The following is a 21,241-nucleotide window of genomic DNA, read 5'->3' on the forward strand; positions in this document are numbered from 1 at the left end:
CGCCAGGCTTGACCCGGCTACAAAGGGTGGAAAGACCGACGCGTGGAGAGTGTGTGATGCAGCTGATTTCACCAACCGACAACATCTTCCTGCTGGGCGAGTCGCGCGAGCATCCCATGCACGTGGGCGGTCTGCAGCTGTTCGAGCCGCCGCCCGATGCCGGGCCGGACTTCGTGCGCAAGGCGTACGAGGCGATGCTGACGTGCACCGACGTGCAGCCGACCTTCCGCAAGCATCCGGCCTTTTTGGGCGGCATCACCAACGTCGCGTGGTCTTTCGACGACGACGTCGAGCTGGACTACCACCTGCGCCGCTCGGCGTTGCCCGCGCCCGGTCGCGTCCGCGATCTTCTGGAGCTGACGTCGCGCCTGCACGGTACCCTGCTGGACCGGCACCGGCCGCTGTGGGAGGCGCACCTTGTCGAGGGACTCAACGACGGCCGATACGCGCTCTACGTCAAAGTCCATCACTCGCTCATCGACGGGGTGTCCGCACAGCGGCTGATGCAGCGCACGATGACTCCGGATCCCGACGACGACGAGCTGCGGGTGTCGTGGGAGCTCAAGCCGCGTCGCCGCAAGGACTCCGGCGGCCCTCCGAACCCGCTGCAGGCACTCGCCAAGACCGTGGGATCCGTTGCGGCACTTGCTCCTTCGACGTTGAGGCTGGCTCGTGCAGCGTTGCTGGAGCAGCAGCTCACGCTGCCGTTCCAAGCGCCCAAGACGATGTTCAACGTGCGGATCGGCGGTGCGCGCCGCGTCGCCGCGCAGTCGTGGTCACTGGATCGCTTCAAGCGCGTCAAGGCCGCCGCCGGCGGAGTGACCGTCAACGACGTGGTGCTGGCCATGTGCGCAGGGGCGCTGCGCGCCTACCTGCTCGACCAGAACGCGCTGCCGGAGACGCCGCTCGTCGCGATGGTTCCGGTGAGCCTGCGCAGCGAGAACGACGACAGCGGCGGCGGCAACATGGTCGGCACGATCTTGTGCAACCTCGCTACGCATCTCGACGATCCGGCGAAACGCTTGGAAGCCATCCACTCGTCGATGGCCCAGAACAAGAAGGTGTTCACCCAGCTGCCCAAGCTCGAGCAGCTGGCACTGTCGGCGTTCATGAGCGGTGGTGTGGCGCTGGCGATTCTGCCGGGCTTCGTCAGCACGGCACCGCCGCCGTTCAACATCGTGATCTCCAACGTGCCGGGCCCGCGTGAGCCGTTGTACTGGAGGGGCGCACGGCTGGACGGCAACTACCCGCTGTCGATCGCGCTGGACGGGCAGGCGCTCAACATCACGCTCACCAACAACGCCGACAACCTGGACTTCGGGCTGGTGGGCTGCCGCCGCAGCGTGCCGCACCTGCAGCATCTGCTCGGCCATCTGGAGACCGCGTTGAAGGACCTGGAAGTCGCCGCCGGCGTCTAGGCCCAGGCAGCCGCATGCCCAAGAAAAGCGCTGGATTGCTGCCGTACCGGATCCGCGACGACGTCGTCGAGGTACTGATCGGCCATCCCGGCGGGCCGTTCTGGGCCAAGAAGGACGACGGGGCGTGGTCGATCCTCAAGGGCGAGTACGTCGACGGGGAAGACCCGTGGGAAGTGGCGCAGCGCGAGTTCACCGAGGAGACCGGTCTGGCGCCGCCCACGGGCCCGCGCGTCGACTTCGAGCCGATCCGTCAACCCAGCGGAAAAGTGTTGACCGCGTTCGCAATTCAGGGTGACGTCGATGTCACCGACGCGCGCAGCAACACGTTCGAAATCGAATGGCCGAAGGGCTCCGGTCGGATGCGTGAGTTCCCGGAAATCGATCGGGTGCAATGGTTTTCGGTAGGCCAGGCGCGAGCCAAGCTGCTGAAGGGCCACCGCCCGATCCTCGATCGGCTGATGGCACAGCCGGACCTGGCCGGTTGTCGAGAGGCGTAGGCGACGGGCCGACGCAAGCGCCGACGAAAACGGCGGCGCCCCTTGGCAGGAGCGCCGCCGCAGTGTCGGTCTGCTACGGGCAGGTCACTTCCATCGAAAAGTCGTGGTTGGACGGGCCGGCCATCGGATTCGACATGTCAGGCATGCCGACGAGCTTGCCGGAGATCTTGTAGGTCTTGCCGTCCTTGGACGCGCTGGCTTCGCCGCCACCCGGCGTGCCCTTGTTGTATGCGAGTGGCTGACCGTTGAGGACGAGGCCGACCTGCTGCACGTCGGGCTTGTCGCCCTTGGAGACGATTGCGCTGGAGCCGCCTTGAGCCGTGTTGCCGACGCTGATCGAATAGTTGTTGCTGCCAGGGACGTCGGCGCACACGATCGAGCCTTCGACGTTCTGGTCCTTGCCGTCGATGGTGATCTTCGCCTTGCCTGTGCCCGACGATGCCGTCTGGGTCGCATTGCTCGACTTGTTGTCCGAACAGCCTGCCAGCCCTGCCACCACGACGGCCGCACCGCCGACTGCGACCACGAACCCACACTTCACGCTCGTTCTCCTTTTGTCGTCGTGGCCCGTCAAGGGCGGCGGACCATCAGTGAAGCAGTATGGTGTTCGACCTTCCGCCGGTCATGAGATTGGGAAAATAAGCCGCACGCCGTCATCAAAACGAACGCGGCTGACCGCGCCTTCAGCAGTTGGCTTTGAAGTCGAAGGCTGCGGCGGCGCGTTTGGTCGGGTCGGCGATGGTGGCGCCCTCGGCGGTGCCGTTGACCCGGAACGTGGTGCCGATCACCGAGGCCTGCGCCTTGCCGATGGTGTTCTCCCACACGCTGCCGTTGAAATCGCCGACGTTGTTGATCGTGACGGACCGTGCGCTGACGTCGTCACCGGTGTCGATCACTACGCGTACGCCGGATTTGTCGTCGCCCGTCTGGATGGTGTGCATCCAGCCGTCCTGCGTGCACTTCACCGCGTGGGTGGTGCCGGCGGATTTGCCGTTGATGGTGATCTGGGCGGTTGACGGCGGCAGTGAACCGGGCGGCTGAGGGGAGTTGGACGGGGCCGACGAACAGCCAGCGACGCCGGCGACAGCGCAAAACGCGGCTCCGGCTGCGACGACGATTCGGTTCTTCACCGCTCACCTCAATTCCGGTTGACCCACGAACTCGGGCAAATGTATCCGGCGGCCATGCCCGGCAGCGGGCGAAACCCCGGGATTGATTCAATACCAGCGTGACCGAGCAGGGAAGTGGCCTTTTCACGGTCACCGCGTCGCTGCCCGGCCGTCGGGGCCGGTGCGGGGTGATCGACACCCCGCACGGCGACATCCACACCCCGGCGTTCATCGCGGTCGGCACGCAGGCGACGGTCAAGGGCGTGCTGCCCGAAACGATGAAAGAGCTTGGTGCGCAAGCCATTCTGGCCAACGCCTATCATCTGTACCTACAGCCCGGCGCCGACGTGGTCGAAGAGGCCGGCGGCCTGGGCGCATTCATGAACTGGCCGGGGCCCACGTTCACCGACAGCGGCGGATTCCAGGTGCTGTCGCTGGGGGCGGGATTCCGCAAGGTGTTGGCGATGGACGCCGAGCGCGTGCAAGCCGACGACGTGATCGCCGAGGGCAAGGAGCGGCTCGCGGTCGTCGACGACGACGGCGTGACGTTCCGCTCGCACCTCGACGGGTCGACGCACCGGTTCACCCCCGAGCTGTCGATGCGGATCCAGCACCAGCTCGGCGCCGACATCATCTTCGCGTTCGACGAGCTCACCACGCTGGTCAACACCCGCGGCTACCAGGAGCGGTCGGTGCGTCGCACCCACGACTGGGCGGTGCGGTGCCTGGCCGAGCATCGGCGGCTCGGTGGCCGGCAGGCGCTGTTCGGGGTGGTGCAGGGCGCGCAGTACGAAGATCTGCGACGGGCCGCCGCACGCGGGCTCAGCGAAATCGGTTTCGACGGCTACGGGATCGGCGGGGCGCTGGAGAAGCAGAACTTGGCGACGATCATCGGGTGGGTGATCGACGAACTGCCCGAGCACAAGCCGCGGCATCTGCTGGGCATCAGCGAGCCGGACGACTTGTTCGCGGCCGTGGCCGCCGGCGCGGACACCTTCGACTGTGTGTCGCCGTCCCGGGTGGCCCGCAACGCGGCGGTGTACTCGGCTACCGGGCGATTCAACATCACCAACGCGCGCTACCGCCGGGATTTCACACCGATCGACCCCGAATGCGATTGCTACACCTGCGCGCACTACACGCGGGCATATCTGCACCACCTGCACAAGAGCAAGGAGATCCTCGCCGCGACGCTGAGCACCATCCACAACGAGCGGTTCGTGATCCGGCTCGTCGACCAGATGCGCGATGCGATCTACGATGGCCGGTTCGACGACCTGCGCGAGCATGTCCTCGGCCGCTACTACTCGTCCAGAGCTGATTCCGGCGAGTAGATCCACGGCTCGCGAGGCAGTTGCGCCGGATTGAACTGCGCCAGAAGCTGTTCCAGGGTTTCCGACGGCCAGCCGAGCGACGCGGACATCTGGGCGATCGCGCGACCGACGCCGATCTCGGCGAGCGTGACAGCACCGTCACGCTTGGCCAGCCGCTTGCCCTCATGGTTGAGCACCAGCGGGACATGCGCATAGGCGGGTTTCGGGTAGCCCAGCACCGACGCGAGGTAGGCCTGCCGCGGCGACGACGGCAGCAGGTCGTCGCCGCGCACCACCTGATCGACCGCTTGTGCAGCGTCGTCCACCACCACCGCGAGGTTGTAAGCCGGCACCCCGTCGCCGCGCCGCACCACGAAATCGTCGACGACACCGCGATATTCGCCGTGCAGCAGGTCCGCCACGGTGTACTGGCCGACCTCGGCACGCAACCGTAACGCCGGTGGCCGGCCGGTGGCTTCGCGCCGCAAGGCGCGTTGGGCGTCGGTCAACTCACGGCATGTTCCCGGGTAGGCGCCCTGCGGTGCATGCGGTGCGCGGGGAGCGTGCTGGATGTCCCTTCTGCTGCAATAGCATTCGTAGAGCAAGCCACGCTCGGCCAGCCGGGCGATCGCGTTGTCGTAGCGCTGCGGGTGCTGGGTCTGCCACTGCGGCGGCTCGTCCCACGTCAACCCGATCGCGGCGAGGTCGGCAACTTGGCGGCGACCAATGTCAGCGCGGGTGCGGTCGTCGAGGTCGTCGATTCGGATCAGAAACCGCCGGCCCGTCGACCGGGCGAACAGCCACGCCAGCACGGCGGTGCGCAGATTGCCGATGTGCAGGTCGGCCGACGGGCTGGGCGCGAACCGACCTGCACCGCTCACATCTGCGAATCTAGCGACTGCTCAGGGGGCTTCCCACGTGAACCCGTCGGGGTCGGTGAACGGGCCCGCGCCGCTGGCGATGGCGATGCGGTGCGATCCCGTGCCGTCGGCCGACACGCCGGCGGTCTTGGCCAGATTGCGGCGGCTGTAGAGCGCCAGTGTGATGGGTCCGGTCGCGAACTGGACGTACTTGCGGCCGAAGCTCTTCGCCACGTCGAGCCCGTGCTCGACGTAGAACCGTTTGCTCGCGGCGACGTCGTCGACGCCCAGCTGCAGGACGAGATCGTCGATCTGCCTGGTCTGCGCACCGCGGTCCTTCTTCGACGACGACGCCACGGTCCAGATTGTGCCGTCCGGTCCGCACACCGCGCCGCCGTAGCCCCACAGACTCTTCTTGGGTGGCTTCACCTCGGAGGCGCCGGCTTTGAGGGCGGCGTCGATCAGCGCGTCGACGGTCGATGGTTGAGGCACCACGAGCGACAGGGTGAACCCCCGGAAACCGCTTGTTGGCGCGTGCGATTCGCGGGCGCGCACCGGCAGTTCCGGTCCGAAGGCGGCCTTCACGAAGGTCTCGGCGGCGGCGGGGTCGGGGGTCTCGAGAGTGACGAAGTCGATGCCGGTCATCGCGGGCTCCTCTCCCTAAGGTTGTGTTCTCTGTCCACGTTTTCGATATTGAGAGTATAACTCTCAATTTGCGAGCGGTAGTCTCAAGGTGTGGCACGTTCGGAGCGACAAGAGCCATCGCGTGGTCAGCGCGGACAGGCGAGGACCAGGCTGGCGCGAGCCGCCGTCATCAAGGCTGCGCGAACCTTGTTCGTGGAACGGGGCTACGGCGCGACGACGGTCGAGGCCATCAGCGCCCTCTCGGATGTGCCGCAGGCCACCGTGTACCGGCTGTTCTCCTCCAAGCTCGGAATACTCAAGGAGCTTCTCGACGTGTCGATCGCCGGGGACGACGAGCCGGTGTCGTTGCCCGAACGCCCCTCGGTGCGGGCACTGCTGTCCGATCCGGATCCGAAGAGCCGGCTAGCGGGCTTGGTGCAGGTCACCTCCGACATCAACTCGAGGATCGCGCCGATCTACCGCATTCTCGTGGGCGCCGCGAGCTCGGACCCGGATGCCGCGGCCCTGCTCGAGCAGCTCAATCGGCAGCGGCGCGCCGGCCAAGGGCGGATCGCTCGATCGCTGGCTCAAGCCGGCGCGTTGCAGCCAGGCGTGCGGGAGCGCGACGCCGTCGACATCGTCTATGCCCTCATGTCTCCCGAGGTGTACCGACTGATCGTCGTCGACCGGGGGTGGTCCCGGGAGCGGTACGAACGATGGCTCACGCAGACTCTGGTCGACGGTTTACTCGTACCGGGCTGAGCCCGAGGCCCGAATGCGCTGAACAGGTCCGCCGACTTTGACGGCCTAGTCCGACGCTCTGTGGAGCCCCGGAAGGATGTCACCGAGTCCGAATGTGACCGGCTGCTCCAGCTGTGCATAGGTGCACGAGCGAGGGTCTCGGTCGGGCCGCCACCGGTTGAATTGTGCGGTGTGCCTGAATCTTTCGCCTTCCATGTAGTCATAGCGCACCTCGACGACGCGCTCGGGGCGCAGCGGCACGAAAGACAAGTCCTTGCCGGCGTTCCAGCGGGAGCCCTCGTTGCGGCGCGGGGTTCGGTCCCCGGCCATGTGCGCGGCCCAGTTCCACGGATGGTCGTCGAAATCCGTTACTAGTGACTGCAATTCGGCGAACAGCCGTCGGCGTTCGGCCATCGGGAACGCGCCGATCACGCCGACCGACGCCAATGTGCCGTCGTCTTTGTACAGCCCCAGCAGCAGTGAACCGATCGCGTCGGCACCGGACTTGTGCGGCCGGTATCCGGCGACCACGCAGTCCGCGGTCCGCTGATGCTTGACCTTGAACATCACCCGCTTGTCGGGTTGGTAGGTGATTGTCAGCGGCTTCGCGATGATCCCGTCGAGGCCGGCGCCCTCGAACTCGGCGAACCACCGCTGGGCGGTGGGTAGATCGGTGGTCGCCGGGGTGACGTGAAACGACGAGCCGGCTGCGGCAAGTGCGTCGACCAGTGCCGCGCGGCGCTCGCTGAACGGACGCTCGGTGTAGTCCTGATCGCCGAGGGCCAGCAGGTCGAACGCGATGAAGGAAGCCGGAGTGCGCTCGGCGAGCAGGCGGACCCGCGACGCGGCTGGATGTAACCGCAGCTGCAGCGCCTCGAAATCCAGCCCGTGGGCTGCCGCGATCACGATCTCGCCGTCGATCACGCAGCGCTGCGGCAGCTCGGCCCTTGCCGCCACGACCAGCTCGGGGAAGTACCGCGTCATCGGCCGCTCGTTACGGCTGCCCAATTCCACCTCGTCGCCGTCGCGGAAACAGATCGACCGGAAACCGTCCCATTTCGGTTCATAGGAAGCGCCTTCGGGGATCGACGGCACCGGTTTGGCCAGCATCGGCGAGATCGGCGGCATGACGGGCAGCTGCACCGCCCTATTGTCGGGGACGCGGTGACCGCGCTACCGCGCCGCACCCAGGAACGGAACCGGGGCCGACGGTGCGGCGTTCGCGCCGGCGTCGAACAGTCCCCGCTGGCGCAGAATCGGAACCACCCCTTCGCCGAACCAGAAAAGTTCCTCCAGATGCGGATAACCGGAGAAGATGAACTCGTCGATTCCGATCTCGGCGTACTCGGCGATTCGGTCGGCGACGTCGGCGTGGCTGCCCACGAGCGCAGTGCCGGCCCCGCCGCGGACCAGCCCCACCCCGGCCCATAGATTCGGCGCGACCTCCAGCGTGCGGGCGTCGTGCCAGCTGCCGTTGGCCCGGCTTGCTTCGTGCAGCGCCAGCATCCGTCGCTGCCCCTCGGACTCGCTGCGCGCCAAGCCTTCCTGGGCGGCACGCACGGTGCCTTCGTCCAGTGCGGCCAGCAGCTTGTCGGCCTGCGACCAGGCTTCCTGCGCGGTGTCGCGCGAAATCGTATGCAGCCGAATGCCGAATCGCACCCGGCGTCCCTGCTGGTTAGCAAGCCGGCGGATCCAATTGATCTTGTCCCGTACCGCGGCGGGCGGTTCACCCCATGTCAGATACACGTCGGCGTGCCGTGCGGCGACAGTGCCGGCAGCCGGCGAACTTCCGCCAAAGTACAAGCGCGGCACGGGATCCGGCAGAGTCGGCAACGTAGCGCCCTCGACACGGATGTAGTCGCCGTCGAAGGAGACAGTGTCGCCGGTCCATAGCCGGCGGACCACCTCGAGGAATTCGTCGGCGCGGCGGTAGCGGCCGTCCTTGTCCAGATGGTCGCCGAAGGCGCGCTGTTCGTGCGCTTCACCGCCCACGACCACGTTGAGCAGGATTCGCCCCGGCGCGTGGCGGGCGAACGTCGCGGCCATCTGCGCTGACAGGGTAGGGCTGACCAGCCCTGGCCGGAACGCCACCAAAAACGCCAGTGACGTGGTCTCCCGCGCCAAAAGGGCGGCGGTGACGAACGCATCCTCGCACCAGGCGCCGGTGGGGATCAGCGCCCCCGTGAATCCGAAGCTCTCGGCGGCGCGGACGATCGACGCCAGATAGTCGATCGAGGCGTCGCGGTCACCGTGCGCAAATCCCGCCGGTGACCCGTGGCCACCGCCGATGATCAACCGGCTGTCGCCGTATGTGGGCAGAAACCAATGCAACGTCAACGACATTCGCATCGCCTCAACGAAATTCGGGGCACAGAAGTCACCCCAGAATGATGCCCGCGGCGGTGCCGCCGGTCAGGTGTTGCATTCAGCCGGATCGAAATGCGGGCCAATCCGCGCGGCATCGCTGTGCAATCAGCGGGGCGGCACACTGTCCGCCGCTGTGAAGCATGGGAGTGGATCTCTGATGACCGTCACCGCTACCGCGGTGCCCGACCGGCACGGCACCGTCTCACCGGCCGCGCTGCGTACGGTGCTGGTGTCCAGCCTGGTGGGCACCACCATCGAGTGGTACGACTTCTTCCTGTACGCCACCGCGGCCAGCCTGGTGTTCAACCACGCGTTCTTCCCCGACCAGAGCTCGCTCGTCGGAACGCTGCTGTCGTTCGCGACGTTCGCGGTCGGATTCCTCGTGCGCCCGATCGGCGGCGTGGTGTTCGGTCACATCGGTGACCGCATCGGACGCAAGAAGACTTTGGCGCTGACGATGTTCTTGATGGGTGCCGCGACGGCGCTCATGGGGCTGCTGCCCACTGCAGCGCAGATCGGCGCGGCTGCTCCGATACTGCTGCTGTTGCTGCGGGTGGTACAGGGATTCGCACTCGGTGGTGAGTGGGCCGGGGCCATCCTGCTGGCCGTCGAACACAGTCCGGTCCGGCGGCGCGGCCTGTTCGGAAGTGTGCCGCAGGTAGGCTTGGCGCTCGGACTAGCGCTCGGCACAGGCGCTTTCGCGCTTTTGCAGGTCGCCCTTCCCGACGATGCCTTCATCTCCTACGGGTGGCGCATCGCGTTCTTGTTCAGCGTGGTGCTGGTTGCCTTCGGCATTGTGGTGCGGCTGAAAGCCGCTGAGACACCGGCTTTCGAGAAGATCCGCGACGAGGAATCCCGCGCTGCCGTTCCGGTTCGCGAAGTCTTCAGGCCGCCGGCGCTTCGCGCGACTGTGCTGGGCATGCTTTCACGGTGGGGCGAGGGCGCGGCGTTCAACACCTGGGGAGTGTTCGCGATCTCCTATGCCGCCGCAACCCTGCACTTGCCCAAGGTCTCTGTGCTCACCGCGGTGACCGTGGCCGCGTTGGTGATGGCTGCGCTGCTGCCGATCTCGGGTTTGCTCACCGACCGCTTCGGCCCGAAGGCGGTGTACGCGACCGGCATCGCCGCGTACGGGCTTGCGGTGTTTCCGATCTTCGCGCTGTTCTCAGCAAAGAGCCTGACCGCTTTCACGCTGGGCATGGTCGTGGTGTTCGGCGTCATCCACGCGTGGTTCTACGGTGCGCAGGGCACGCTGTACGCCTCGCTTTTTCCCACCCGCATCCGCTACACCGGACTGTCGACGGTGTACCAGCTCTCGGGTGTCTACTCCTCCGGGCTGACCCCGCTGATCCTGACGGCTTTGATCGCGGCGGCCGGGAACACCCCGTGGCTGGCGTGCGGCTACCTCGTGCTCACCGCGGTCATCAGCGTGGCCGCCACCGCAGCGCTGCGCCCGCGGTTCTTCACCACCCACGGCTGAACGGTTCGCGCGCGCGGCTGATCTCCGGTCCTCGGTGGCCAGCAACGGCGTGGGACGCACGACCCAGTTGAGTGTGCACTAGCGGCGCGGCCTACTCGCACTTTGTCGCCATAGTCGCACAATCAATCGAGGTACCGGCTGGGGGACGTACGCGCTCCAACCCGCTCGATGACTCTGCGGCGGCGCGGCGGTCTAGATCAACGTCAACCCAATGGATGAGGATGGACGTTGTGGACTTACCTGTGCAGCCGCCGCTGGAGCCGATGCTGGCCAAGGCGCAGGCGAGGATTCCCGACGACCGCGGTGTCTGGTCCTACGAACCGAAGTGGGACGGATTCCGGGCGCTGGTGTTCCGCGACGGTGACGAGGTGGTGCTGCAATCCCGCAACGGCAAGGAGTTGGGCCGCTACTTCCCCGAACTCGTCGACGCACTGCGAGACGAAACCGCGCCTAGGTGCGTACTCGACGGCGAAGTCGTCGTGCCGCGGGACGTCGGTGGCCGCATCCGGCTGGACTGGGAGTCGCTGAGCCAGCGCATTCACCCCGCACAGAGTCGCATCGCGATGCTCGCCGAGCAGACACCCGCGCACTTCATCGGATTCGACGCACTCGCCACGGCTGACAGGTCGCTGATGGGCGAACCGTTTCGCGTCCGTCGTCAAGCATTGACCGATCTGATCACCGAAAAGCAGTGGTGTCACGTCACCCGCACCACAGAAGACCCCGAACAAGGCGCGCAGTGGCTCGACACCTTCGAAGGCGCCGGGCTGGACGGGGTGATCGCCAAACGACTCGACGGCCCGTATGTGCCGGGCAAGCGGGAGATGGTAAAGGTCAAGCACGCCCGCGATGCGGACTGTGTGGCGATCGGCTACCGCATCCACAAGAGCGGAGAAGGGATCGGTTCCATTCTGCTCGGACTCTACCGAGACGACGGTGAGCTCCAAATGGTCGGCGGCGCTGCATCTTTCACGGCCAAGGACCGGCTGAAGCTGCTGGCCGACCTCGAACCGCTGCGAATAGGGGACGAGGTACGCGGAGGTGATCCCAGCCGGTGGAACTCCGCTGCCGACAAGCGGTGGATCCCGGTGCGGCCCGAGAAGGTCGCCGAGGTGGCCTACGACCAGATGGAAGGCGAAAGATTCCGCCACGCAGTGCGTTTCGTGCGATGGCGCCCTGACCGCGACCCGCGAAGCTGCACTTTCGACCAGCTCGAGGTGCCGCTGAACTACGACCTCTACGACGTCTTGGAACCGTGATGGCAACCCGCGCAGAAGAACTCGACGTCGACGGCATCAAGGTGCGGCTGACCAATCCGGACAAGGTCTACTTCCCCAAGCTGGGAACCAACGGAACCAAGCGCACGCTGGTCGAGTACTACCTAGCGGTGTCGAAAGGCCCGATGCTCACGGCGCTACGGGACCGGCCCACGCATCTGCAGCGGTTTCCCGACGGCATCGACGGCGAGGAGATCTATCAGAAGCGAGTGCCGCAGCACCATCCCGACTACCTGCAGACCTGCCGGGTGACGTTCCCGTCCGGCAGGACGGCCGACGCGCTGAAGGTAACCCACCCATCGTCGATCGTGTGGGCCGCGCAGATGGGCACGATCACGCTGCATCCGTGGCAGGTGCGCTGCCCCGACACCGAGCACCCCGACGAACTGCGCGTGGACCTCGACCCGCAGCCGGGGACCGGGTTCACCGAGGCCCGCACCATCGCGGTGGACGTGTTGAAGCCGTTGCTCGACGAGCTGGGCTTGGTCGGCTATCCGAAGACCTCCGGCGGTCGGGGGGTGCACGTGTTCCTGCGGATCAAGACCGACTGGGACTTCATCGAGGTGCGCCGGGCCGGTATTGCGCTGGCGCGTGAAATCGAGAGGCGCGCACCTGATTTGGTGACGACGTCATGGTGGAAGGAAGAGCGGGGCAAGCGCGTCTTCGTGGACTTCAACCAGAACGCACGTGACCGCACCTTCGCGTCGGCCTACTCGGTGCGGCGTACTCAGATCGCCACCGTGTCCACGCCGTTGACGTGGGACGAGTTAACCGATGCCGACCCCGACGACTACACCATGGCCACCGTCCCGCAATTGGTTGCGGCACGGGACGACCCGTGGGCCGGCATCGACGCGAACCGCCAGTCGCTGGAACCGCTGCTGGAGATGGTCAAGGCCGACGAGGAACGCGGTCTCGGCGACCTGCCGTACCCGTCGCTGTTCTCCAGGAAGTGGCTATGTGCTGGTGTGTCGCGGCAGATCGAGACGAGTTGCGGTCTACGGTTCAGAGGTGCTCTCCGCGGCCGCGCCAGCAAAGTCGTGGACAGTGCTGATAACTGCTCGCCAAGAGACCTGGCCGTCCGGATACTCGGACGTGCTGGACGGCTGCCGAGGGGCTGACGTACGACAGCATCCGCTGGGTGTCGTGAAGGGCACGCCGATCCTGCTGTCGGACAACGGCGAACTCGACGAGTGGCTGGTGCTCTACTTCAACTCTTGCCCGAAGTTCACCTCGCTGGATCTGTCGTCCCGAAAAACGTACGCGCTCGAAATTGCGAAGTGGTGCGGCTTTCTGGGAAGCCAAGACGAACCGGTGACGTGGTTAGAGGCAACGGAAGACGACTTCATCGACTACAAGATCCGCCGGACTGATCACCTCCAGTTCGCGGACTCGGTGACGGGCGCAACGTGGAACAAGGCCGTCTTCGCGCTCAGGGGCTTGTACGACTGGGCGCTGATCCGCAAGATTCCGATCACGCCGCATGGCCCTGTGATCGATGCGAGCCCGGTGCCCGGCGGGCGCGGCGCGACGAAGGTGCCCGGCGTGAGGGCCAACGCGGCGTTCGTGCGTACCGAACGGGATCGGTGGATCGTCCCAGGGACCTACCGCCTATGGCGTGACGTTGGCCTACGTGGTCGCGGCGTTCAACGAATCAGTGCGAACCAGTGGCAAGCTGCCGGCGACGATGAGTCGTGCCGCGCACGCAATTCACTGCGCAACACCGCATTCACCGACTTCGTCTACTCAACCGGTTTGCGCGTTCAGGAAGCCGGCTCGCTGTTGATGGCGGAACTGCCGCAAGCGGACGTTATCGAGGCGAAGCTACCTGCGGCCATCGCCAAATACAGCAAGGCACGAATGTGGTATGCGGCGCCCACCGTGATGCGCACAGTGCGCAGCTACTTGACGGTTGCCCGGGCAGCTGCCGTTCGCCGTGCGATACGGGAGAGCCGCTATGACGAGATTGAGGACATCATCTGGGTGACCGAGGTCCGCCGCTCTCGCAAAGGAACCCTGGAAGCCGTCCGCGACGACGGTGCTGTCATGTCATTGAACACGATGAAGCCAGCCTTCCGGCGGCGCTTGTTCTGGCTTCGCGATGGCCACCCCGAACCAATGGCATTGTGGCTGAGCGAGGCTGGAACCCCGTTCCATCACGAGTCCTGGATCGGGATATTCGAGGCGGCCAACGAAAGGCTGTGGTCGGCAATAGAAGCCACCGGCGCAGCGGCGAGTGACGAGCTGACCGTGACGCCGCATTCCCTCCGATTCAGCTTTGCGCTGGCGCTGGCGGTTCAGCTTCATCAGCGACTGGATGACTCGCACGGCTGGGACGAGAGCGTGGCCTACGGGGACGGGTCACGCTACGACGAGGTGTTCCGCACCGTGAAGGACGTCCTGGGTCACAAGTCGGTCGAGACGACGCGAAACATCTACATGCCCCGGGTGCAACGGCTGCGCTTCGACCGGCTGTTTGGATGCCCGAACGACCAGATGACCACGACCGGGGATTTGGTGTCAGCCCTGGCTCAGGATCTCGTCGAGGTTCGCGACTTGACCGGGTCCAGCGCGTGATGGCACCTAAGCGCCGAGAGTCAGCCGACGGCGTTGTCACGCGCCGCGACGATCCGCAGGTCGTCGTCGCCACTCTGCCCGGATCGTACGGACCTACCGTGATCGATCTGCGGGAGTGGCCGTGCGACGCACGGCTCAGGGTGCAACTCGCCGACGCCATCGAGGCCCTCACGGGAGTCGACGGAACGTGGAAGAGCGCCCAGTCAGCACGGCAAAACCGGGATCGCAGCAAGTATTTCGCGAGGTGGTGCGGCGAACACGACGTACGCGAGCTCGAACAGCTGACCCCGGATCGGTGGAACAGCTACCTGCTGCACTTGGCGACGAATGGAACCAAGAGCAACACCCAGCACAGGCAGTTGGTCGCAGTCAGGCAGCTGATACGCCGGTATCCGCATCGACTTCATCCCGACCTACCAAGGCATCTCAACCGACGGCTGCCGAAGCGGGATGCCGACGAGAGTCAGCCGTATCCACGGGACGTCTACGACGCGATCCTCAAGGCGGCGACGGCCACCGTCAACGCCGAACACCAGCGCATCCACCCAAACCAACTGATTCTGCGACGGCGCAACAGCACTAAGCTCGCACCTGAGCAGAGGGCTCGCGCCGACGCTCTTCAGGAAGTCGCCACCACTGGTGCCCCACTATCGGACGCGACCCGCGATGCGCTGGGAATCACCCTCTCCGACCACCGATACTCCGGCGTCAACACCGCACGACCGATGCTGTTCGTCAGCCAGGAAGGCGCCGTCGCCATCGCTGTGCTCATCGCCTGCTTGGAAGGGGCGAACTTCACCCCGATCAACGAGCGTAAGGTGCCATCGGGCGCTGCGGGCCTCGGTGTCAGCGAAGACATTTGGAGTGTCGAAGACGAAAAGCGCCGGCGACACGACCACCCATACGACGTCCACGCGATACCGAAGAATGCACGCCGAGCGATGGTAAAGATCATCGAGATGACCCAACCAGGACGGGACTACTTGGCGGCGAAGAATCTGCCCGGTGCTGACCGCCTCATCGTCTACTGGCCTGCCATGAAGGCTCTGGACTCATCTCCATCGGTCGGCCTGACCCCCAGCCACCTCAGGCTGAGCAGGCTCACGTGGTGGCCGAACCAGGACGAGCCGATCTCCTTCACCCGTATCCGCAAGACGGTCCGCGTGCTCATCGACCGCACGCCACAGGGACATTCGCGCGCAACGTGGTCCACCAGCTACATCGAAGCGTCGGAAGTCGAACGCGAGCGGCTCATGACCGAAGCGGTAGAGACCGGGCTGTGGGCAGTGATCAAGAACGCCGAGAACCACCTGAAGATGCACTACGAGCGTGCCCTCGCGATGACCGACACCGATACGACAATCGGCGGCTGCATCGACTGGGAGCACCACCCCCTTACCGGACAGCCCTGCGGCGACGACTTCCTGCTCTGCCTGCAATGCACCAATGCCTTCGCCACTCCCCGCCACCTTCCCCGGCTCATCGAACTGCGCCACCAGTTGGAGGCAATCGCCTCCACCGACGGACCCGACTGGACGGACTTCCGAGCCATGGCCTACGGGTGCCTCATCGCCCTCATCGATGACCGAACACTCATCACCGTCGACGAATACGCTGCCGCAGAACGTGGCATCACCGACGAAGACCGAACCGAAGTTCATCTGCTCCTCAACGGGAAGTACACATGAGCCGATCCACAGTTGAAGCGGTTGAACTTGCTGGTGGCGCTGACGTTAACGCCGCCATCGACTGGGCGGCCGTCGAGGCCGGACCGGTCGTCGTGCACCCGCTGCGGCTGAAGCGCCCCGATCTTCCAGGAAGCGTCTTCGCCGACGACACATGGTCGCTTCGTCCCATGGAGGTCACACGCGGCACCGTCCAGAACCTGCACTGGATACCTGGGCCCAAAGCACAGAAGTATCCATTCCCAACGCATCTCATCGAGCCGTTCAAACGCGTCATGTGGCTGATCATCAACAGGCCCGCCCCGGCTTCCTACCTCGCGGGAAACAACGCTCGGAGATGGCCAGCGGCGTCATCGGTGTCCCAACGCTTCCAGGCCCTGCGCCACTTCGCAGGCTTTCTCGGCCAGCACGAAATCGTTCAACTCTGCGACGTGAGTGATGACCTGCTCGACTCGTACGCAACGGCAGTCCTCAATGACGAATCCCGCTCCAGTCAGGCTGCAAAGGCCCAGGGCTTGGGGTACGTGGCGGTGATAGCGCACCTGGCCGAGTATCTGCCCGGACCCGATCGAATGGTTGAGCCGACGTGGTTTGGACAGAACCTCGGCGGACGCGGTCGTGCACGCGCCGCTGACAACAATCGGGAAATCATTCACCCCGACACATTCGCGCCGCTGCTCTGGTGGTCTCAACAGATCCTCACCTGCGCCCCGGACATCGTCGCCGCCGTGAAGTGGCTGAGCACGTCATTGAACCGTCCTCAGCCCAGGGAACATTCACGCGCCGGCCTCAACGCGGTTGAACAGGTCGTGGCTTCCCACGACGGGGTCCTGCCTCAGGGCGAGATCAGTGGGTATGTCGCTGCGCAGTACCTCATCGCGCTACACGACGCCGAGATTCACATTCGCGACTTCAGCGGATGGCGTGGCCAACGTGGCGGCACGTACTCGGTGAATCCAGATCTGCCGCAGCCTATTCCGGTACCGGTTACGTGCCAGATCGAAGGACGGCCCTGGCTTCCGCTGATCGACTATCGGGACATTAGGAAACTACAGCGCGTCCTTCAGGCGGCGGCGGCGATCCTGATTTGCACGTGCTCGGGAATGCGCGGCGAGGAGTGCACGAAGCTGCAGCGCGGTGCACTGCGCACAGTTCCACGGCCGGACGGCGCCCATTCTTACCGGATCGACGGGCGCATCTTCAAGGCTGTTCGTGACGACGACGACCAGCAGGACCGCGGCGGCAAGCAGTGGGTGTGGGCAAAGACTGGCTTGATGCCGATGTGCCGGTGGCCACGATCGCCCAACGCTTCCGCGACGATCACAGTGGGGTGGCGACCGATTCATCGGCATCTTCGACGACGACGATCGCCCCGCCGACGATGTAGCCGACGATGTAGTTGTGATTACCGCGGGCGCAGTCCGCTGAACACGACGTCGTGGATCGTGCGGGCCAGCAGATCCTCGTCGAGTGGTGCACCGGCGACGAGGTAGGTCAGAACAGTGATGGTGACGGCGCCGAAAAGGGCTGTGGCCGCGGCCCTGGCGTCGGAAACGGTGGCCAACGAACCGTCGGCGGCGCCGGCGTGCAGCAGCACCTCCACCGGTTCCAGATAGGCGGTGCCGATCTTGTCTGCGATAACCGGCATCCGCGCCGCCCGGCCAAGTTCACCGATCAACGCGCGGCAGGAAGCAGGTCGGTGAGCCATCACACGCAGCTGGGCCGCGAAGACATTGTGCAACCGGTCAGCACCGCTACCGGCGCCCTCCACCACAGTGCTGACCTCCCTTGCGATCTCATGCAGGACGTCCTCGAGGAGAAACGCCAGGATGTCTTCCTTACCGGCGAAGTAGTAGTACAGCGTCGCCTTGGGCACCCCCGTCGCCGCGGCCACGTCTTCGATTTTGGTGTCGTTAAGCCCGCGCTCGGCAAACAGCGCCGCGGCCGCCGGCAGACGGTCGGCGATTTGTGGCGGAACCTCACGCATTGACACTCCTGTCAATTAGACTGGCAGTCTAAACCATTGTTCTAGATGGCGGCGGGAGCAGGAACGACTGCGCAGCTTCATTACGACCCGTTCGATACCGACATCCAGGACGACCCTTACCCTGTCTATCGGCAATTGCGCGACGAAGCGCCGGTGTTTCGGACCGAGGCTGCGAATACCTGGGTGCTCAGCCGCCACGAGGACGTGATCACCACCCTGCTCGATCACCACACGTATTCCTCGGTCAACGGGGTGTTTCCGACGCCGCCGGACGCGCCGTTCTTGGAGTCGTTTCTGCCGATGATGATCACGATGGATCCGCCGCGCCACGACCAGTTGCGCGGCTTGATCAGCAAGGCGTTCACCCCTCGACGGATAGCCGCCCTGGAGGCCGGCATCGACGAGCTGGCGGCCTCCCTGATCGAAGGGCTCAGCGGCAGCGAAGGTCGTGCGGACTTCGTTGCCGATTTCGCCGCAATCCTGCCGGCCATGGTGATCGCCGACCTGTTGGGGATACCGCGGGAGGATCGTCAGCAGTTTCGGCAGTGGTCGAGCACGTTGATCCAGTCCAACCCCGCGCACGGCGAGGTGGCCGAAGGCCTGGCGGCCGCGGCCGCGGTGTATGCGTATTTCGCCGATTTCCTCGCCGATCGCCGCCAGGCACCGCGCGATGACTTGATGTCGGCGTTGGTGGCCGCCGAGATTGACGGTCAGCGCCTCAGCGACGATGAATTGCTGGGATTCTGCTTGCTGCTGCTGATTGCCGGCCACGAGACCACCACAAATCTGCTGGGCAACGCCGCGGTGGTGTTGGCCGAGCATCCGCAGAGCCGTCATCGGCTGGCCGCCGACCCGACACTGATCGGGCAGGCGGTCGAGGAACTGTTGCGTTATGACTCACCGGTGCAGGGACTTTCGCGGGTGTTGACCACCGATGTGGCGCTGCACGGGACCACGATGCCAGAGGGTGACTCTGTGCTGCTGCTGTTCGGTTCGGCCAATCGCGACGAGCGGGTGTTCACCCGCCCAGACGTCTTCGACATCGACCGCAAGCCCGAACACCAGGTGGCCTTCGGCCGGGGTATCCACTTCTGTCTGGGTGCTGCGCTGGCCCGTTTGGAGGCCCGAATTGCGTTGGGCGCGTTGCTGTCACGATTGCCGGACTGGGCAGTCGATGTCGAATCTGCCGTGCGTCTTCGTTCGGGGCCGATTCGCGGTTACCTGTCGCTGCCCATCTTTTGGCCGGCGAGCTAGCCACCGTGTGCGGCGGGTGTCTTCTTCGCCCGCGTCGTCGCAGGCTTTGACTCCGTATGAGTGCCGTTATCCCTGCGCTGGTGGGCGACCAGGAAGTCGTCGACGATTTGTGTGCAGTCGTGGTGAGTCATGGTGCGAAACCCGGTCATTCGGGCGAAGGCGAATGGTCCGACAAGCTGACACAGCGCTAGTTCGAGGTCGAAGTCGTCGAGTTCGGCTCGGGCCTGTTGGCTTTGCAGCAGCGCGTCGAATGGTTGTCGGTACTGGTCGATGACTCGGGTGCGCAGCGCGCCGGATGCGTGCGGGTCATCGGTGTCGCTCTTGGCGCCGGTGGGCCCGAGCGCGAGCCAGGCCAGCGTGGTGACGTGCAGCGGCGCATCGTTAAACAGCGCGGCCTGGCGGCTGAGTAATTCGATCAGCTGCTCGCGCAGGGTGCCGCTGGTCGGTGCCGGCGGTGTTACCTGCGGCAGCAGGCGCTCGAAGGTGGCGGCCAGCAGATGCGACGAGCTCGTGAAGTGGCGGTAGAGGGTGGTGCGGGCGACCTTGGAGGCCTTGGTGACGGCCTCGATGGTGACGGCTTCGACCCCTCCGGTGTTCAGAAGGGTCGCGGCGGCATCCAGCAACCGGTTACGCGACCGGATTCGCCTCGGGTCGATGTCATCGTCGTCGTCCGGGATCAGCAGCTCTGGCTGGTTACTGTCACTCAACTTATTCACCTCGAGCCGGTCGATCTTTGGGCGATGTCGTCCCGGGATTCTAGCAGTTGTGGTACTAACGGTAGCGCAGCGAAACTGATCGTACTGGGGGTGTGGGGTTGGCCGAGCGCGTGTCACCGCCGCAGCGGTTGCCGTCGCATACGCCGACGTGCATGGGTTGTGGGCCCGACAACCCGCACGGACTTCAGTTGGTGGTGTATCGCGATGGCGACATGGTGTATGGCGATGTCACGTTCGATGAACGCCATATCGGCGCTCCGGGCTTGGCGCATGGCGGAGCGGTGGCGGCCGCTTGCGACGACGTGCTGGGTTTCACGCTCTGGATCGCACGTACTCCCGCGGTGACGCGCAGCCTGACGGTCGAGTACCTGCGGCCGGTGCCGTTGCATCAGCCTCACCGCATCGCCGCGCATATCGTCTCGCGAGATGGCCGCGCCCTCAATGTCATTGGCACGGGAACCGGTAGCGACGGGGTCACCCGATTCACCGCGACCGCGGTGTTCATCACGGTGTCCACCGATCATTTCATCGCCCACGGTGATGCGTCGGGATTCGGTGAGCTGCTCGACCGGTTCACCGCCACCGGCCACCTACCGCCCGACCTGCTTGGCGGCGCTCCGTGACGCCAACCACGACCGACACCGAGGTCACTTCGGCGCTGCCGGAGCCGAATTCGACGCGCCGGGCCGCGGTGTCGACACGGCGCTCGCGCACGTCGGCGCGTCGGCGCGACGCGATCCTGGATGCGACGTTGACCGCCGCGGCCGGCGGCGGCTACGAAGCCGTCCAAATGCGGGCGGTGGCCGACCAGGTGGGCATCGCGGTGGGAACGCTGTACCGGTATTTCCCGTCGAAGACCCACCTGCTGGTGTCGGCGCTGACCCGTGAGTTCCAACGCCTCGACGCCTCCCGCGACTGGACCGCCCTCGGCGCCACACCCCAGCAGCGCCTGGCAATGCTCACCGCGCGCTGCATGACGACTGGCAGCGTGACCCCCGGCTCACCGAGGCGATGACGCGGGCGTTCGTGATCGCCGACACCACCGCCGCCAGCGCGGTCAACCAGGCCGCCGATGTGATCGAGCACCTCCTCGCCGCCACGCTGGCCGGCGGCCAACCCGCCGACCACCACCGCCAGATCGCCGGCCTGATCGCCGACGTGTGGCTGGCCAACCTGGCCGCGTTCATCAGCGATCGCGTCACGGCGGCCCAAGCCCGTGACCACATCGACCGCGCCGTGCAGCTGCTGCTGTCCGGCGACGTCACCACGAATTGACGCCAACGCTACTAGTAGTAGCGTAGCGATACCTGTAGTACCGTTTGGGGTGACCCAACGA

General features: G+C 65.6%; 19 protein-coding genes and 2 pseudogenes. 13 read left to right on the forward strand and 8 right to left on the reverse strand.

Annotated elements, in window-relative coordinates; all coding sequences use genetic code 11:
• The first annotated feature begins 56 nt into the window (after positions 1 to 56).
• The gene (locus AC5Y39_RS20055) at positions 57 to 1,418 is read left to right on the forward strand and encodes a WS/DGAT/MGAT family O-acyltransferase (protein ID WP_500021354.1); all 1,362 of its coding nucleotides are present in this window, start codon (positions 57 to 59) and stop codon (positions 1,416 to 1,418) included.
• Positions 1,419 to 1,432: 14 nt separating this feature from the next.
• Positions 1,433 to 1,915: an NUDIX hydrolase gene (locus AC5Y39_RS20060; RefSeq protein ID WP_500021351.1), complete on the forward strand. Its 483-nt coding sequence runs from the start codon at positions 1,433 to 1,435 to the stop codon at positions 1,913 to 1,915.
• 73 nt (positions 1,916 to 1,988) lie between these two features.
• Here the strand turns inward: AC5Y39_RS20060 and AC5Y39_RS20065 are convergent, their stop codons facing one another.
• Together AC5Y39_RS20065 and AC5Y39_RS20070 are read right to left on the reverse strand one after the other, a co-directional pair.
• Positions 1,989 to 2,456, reverse strand: a complete 468-nt coding sequence (locus AC5Y39_RS20065; RefSeq protein WP_500021349.1) for a lipoprotein LpqH — start codon at positions 2,454 to 2,456, stop codon at positions 1,989 to 1,991.
• Between the two features lie 142 nt (positions 2,457 to 2,598).
• A complete protein-coding gene (locus AC5Y39_RS20070) occupies positions 2,599 to 3,045 on the reverse strand; it encodes a lipoprotein LpqH (protein WP_500021347.1) in 447 nt (148 codons plus the stop codon).
• Between the two features lie 98 nt (positions 3,046 to 3,143).
• Between AC5Y39_RS20070 and tgt the strand changes: the two genes are divergently transcribed.
• Complete coding sequence (gene tgt / locus AC5Y39_RS20075; RefSeq protein WP_500021345.1) at positions 3,144 to 4,358, forward strand: tRNA guanosine(34) transglycosylase Tgt; 1,215 nt, start codon at positions 3,144 to 3,146, stop codon at positions 4,356 to 4,358.
• Here the strand turns inward: tgt and gluQRS are convergent.
• Entirely contained in the window at positions 4,328 to 5,218 is an 891-nt protein-coding gene (gluQRS, locus tag AC5Y39_RS20080; protein WP_500021343.1) for a tRNA glutamyl-Q(34) synthetase GluQRS, read from the reverse strand. The genes tgt and gluQRS overlap by 31 nt on opposite strands.
• Before the next feature lie 21 nt (positions 5,219 to 5,239).
• Entirely contained in the window at positions 5,240 to 5,842 is a 603-nt protein-coding gene (locus AC5Y39_RS20085) for a hypothetical protein (protein WP_500021341.1), read from the reverse strand.
• Between the two features lie 90 nt (positions 5,843 to 5,932).
• On the opposite strand from AC5Y39_RS20085, the gene AC5Y39_RS20090 reads away from it, so the two are divergent.
• Positions 5,933 to 6,583, forward strand: coding sequence for a TetR/AcrR family transcriptional regulator (locus AC5Y39_RS20090; RefSeq protein ID WP_500021339.1), 651 nt, complete (start codon positions 5,933 to 5,935; stop codon positions 6,581 to 6,583).
• 45 nt (positions 6,584 to 6,628) lie between these two features.
• On the opposite strand, the gene AC5Y39_RS20095 is transcribed toward AC5Y39_RS20090, so the two are convergent.
• Together AC5Y39_RS20095 and AC5Y39_RS20100 are read right to left on the reverse strand one after the other, a co-directional pair.
• Positions 6,629 to 7,705 carry an ATP-dependent DNA ligase gene (locus AC5Y39_RS20095; RefSeq protein WP_500021337.1) on the reverse strand — a complete coding sequence of 359 codons (1,077 nt, stop codon included), beginning with the start codon at positions 7,703 to 7,705 and terminating at the stop codon, positions 6,629 to 6,631.
• 30 nt (positions 7,706 to 7,735) lie between these two features.
• Complete coding sequence (locus tag AC5Y39_RS20100; protein ID WP_500021335.1) at positions 7,736 to 8,905, reverse strand: LLM class flavin-dependent oxidoreductase; 1,170 nt, start codon at positions 8,903 to 8,905, stop codon at positions 7,736 to 7,738.
• A gap of 181 nt (positions 8,906 to 9,086) precedes the next feature.
• Between AC5Y39_RS20100 and AC5Y39_RS20105 the strand changes: the two genes are divergently transcribed.
• The 6 genes and pseudogenes from AC5Y39_RS20105 to AC5Y39_RS20130 all read left to right on the forward strand — a co-directional run bounded on the left by AC5Y39_RS20105 (position 9,087) and on the right by AC5Y39_RS20130 (position 17,441).
• A complete protein-coding gene (locus tag AC5Y39_RS20105; protein ID WP_500021333.1) occupies positions 9,087 to 10,409 on the forward strand; it encodes an MFS transporter in 1,323 nt (440 codons plus the stop codon).
• Between the two features lie 221 nt (positions 10,410 to 10,630).
• Positions 10,631 to 11,668 (forward strand): ATP-dependent DNA ligase, encoded by a 1,038-nt coding sequence (locus AC5Y39_RS20110; protein WP_500048276.1) that lies wholly within the window; start codon positions 10,631 to 10,633, stop codon positions 11,666 to 11,668.
• Positions 11,668 to 12,621, forward strand: a pseudogene (gene ligD / locus AC5Y39_RS20115) (non-homologous end-joining DNA ligase); the annotation flags it as partial. The gene AC5Y39_RS20110 and the pseudogene ligD, both read left to right, overlap by 1 nt.
• A gap of 211 nt (positions 12,622 to 12,832) precedes the next feature.
• Positions 12,833 to 14,263, forward strand: a complete 1,431-nt coding sequence (locus AC5Y39_RS20120; protein WP_500048277.1) for a site-specific integrase — start codon at positions 12,833 to 12,835, stop codon at positions 14,261 to 14,263.
• Positions 14,263 to 15,951, forward strand: a complete 1,689-nt coding sequence (locus AC5Y39_RS20125; RefSeq protein WP_500021326.1) for a site-specific integrase — start codon at positions 14,263 to 14,265, stop codon at positions 15,949 to 15,951. Before AC5Y39_RS20120 ends, AC5Y39_RS20125 begins: the two co-directional genes overlap by 1 nt.
• Complete coding sequence (locus AC5Y39_RS20130) at positions 15,948 to 17,441, forward strand: hypothetical protein (protein ID WP_500048278.1); 1,494 nt, start codon at positions 15,948 to 15,950, stop codon at positions 17,439 to 17,441. The genes AC5Y39_RS20125 and AC5Y39_RS20130 overlap by 4 nt, the downstream gene beginning before the upstream one ends.
• Here the strand turns inward: AC5Y39_RS20130 and AC5Y39_RS20135 are convergent.
• Positions 17,354 to 17,935 (reverse strand): TetR/AcrR family transcriptional regulator, encoded by a 582-nt coding sequence (locus AC5Y39_RS20135; RefSeq protein WP_500021321.1) that lies wholly within the window; start codon positions 17,933 to 17,935, stop codon positions 17,354 to 17,356. The genes AC5Y39_RS20130 and AC5Y39_RS20135 overlap by 88 nt on opposite strands.
• A 45-nt stretch (positions 17,936 to 17,980) precedes the next feature.
• On the opposite strand from AC5Y39_RS20135, the gene AC5Y39_RS20140 reads away from it, so the two are divergent.
• The gene (locus AC5Y39_RS20140) at positions 17,981 to 19,189 is read left to right on the forward strand and encodes a cytochrome P450 (protein WP_500021319.1); all 1,209 of its coding nucleotides are present in this window, start codon (positions 17,981 to 17,983) and stop codon (positions 19,187 to 19,189) included.
• On the opposite strand, the gene AC5Y39_RS20145 is transcribed toward AC5Y39_RS20140, so the two are convergent.
• Positions 19,186 to 19,896: a TetR/AcrR family transcriptional regulator gene (locus AC5Y39_RS20145; RefSeq protein ID WP_500021317.1), complete on the reverse strand. Its 711-nt coding sequence runs from the start codon at positions 19,894 to 19,896 to the stop codon at positions 19,186 to 19,188. The genes AC5Y39_RS20140 and AC5Y39_RS20145 overlap by 4 nt on opposite strands.
• A 161-nt stretch (positions 19,897 to 20,057) precedes the next feature.
• Between AC5Y39_RS20145 and AC5Y39_RS20150 the strand changes: the two genes are divergently transcribed.
• Positions 20,058 to 20,528, forward strand: coding sequence for a PaaI family thioesterase (locus AC5Y39_RS20150; protein ID WP_500021384.1), 471 nt, complete (start codon positions 20,058 to 20,060; stop codon positions 20,526 to 20,528).
• 68 nt (positions 20,529 to 20,596) lie between these two features.
• A pseudogene (locus AC5Y39_RS20155) lies at positions 20,597 to 21,180 on the forward strand (TetR family transcriptional regulator).
• Positions 21,181 to 21,241: the final 61 nt, after the last annotated feature.

The sequence above is a fragment of the Mycobacterium sp. NGS39 genome (assembly GCF_059812765.1).

Excerpts from the sequence above, each read along its gene's own strand:
- AC5Y39_RS20055 (WP_500021354.1), top strand. The coding sequence starts at position 57 with ATGCAGCTGATTTCACCAACCGACAACATCTTCCTGCTGGGCGAGTCG.
- AC5Y39_RS20060 (WP_500021351.1), top strand. The coding sequence starts at position 1,433 with ATGCCCAAGAAAAGCGCTGGATTGCTGCCGTACCGGATCCGCGACGAC.
- AC5Y39_RS20085 (WP_500021341.1), bottom strand. The coding sequence starts at position 5,842 with ATGACCGGCATCGACTTCGTCACTCTCGAGACCCCCGACCCCGCCGCC.
- AC5Y39_RS20100 (WP_500021335.1), bottom strand. The coding sequence starts at position 8,905 with ATGTCGTTGACGTTGCATTGGTTTCTGCCCACATACGGCGACAGCCGG.
- AC5Y39_RS20105 (WP_500021333.1), top strand. The coding sequence starts at position 9,087 with ATGACCGTCACCGCTACCGCGGTGCCCGACCGGCACGGCACCGTCTCA.
- AC5Y39_RS20110 (WP_500048276.1), top strand. The coding sequence starts at position 10,631 with ATGGACGTTGTGGACTTACCTGTGCAGCCGCCGCTGGAGCCGATGCTG.
- AC5Y39_RS20125 (WP_500021326.1), top strand. The coding sequence starts at position 14,263 with ATGGCACCTAAGCGCCGAGAGTCAGCCGACGGCGTTGTCACGCGCCGC.
- AC5Y39_RS20130 (WP_500048278.1), top strand. The coding sequence starts at position 15,948 with ATGAGCCGATCCACAGTTGAAGCGGTTGAACTTGCTGGTGGCGCTGAC.
- AC5Y39_RS20135 (WP_500021321.1), bottom strand. The coding sequence starts at position 17,935 with ATGCGTGAGGTTCCGCCACAAATCGCCGACCGTCTGCCGGCGGCCGCG.
- AC5Y39_RS20140 (WP_500021319.1), top strand. The coding sequence starts at position 17,981 with ATGGCGGCGGGAGCAGGAACGACTGCGCAGCTTCATTACGACCCGTTC.
- AC5Y39_RS20150 (WP_500021384.1), top strand. The coding sequence starts at position 20,058 with ATGGGTTGTGGGCCCGACAACCCGCACGGACTTCAGTTGGTGGTGTAT.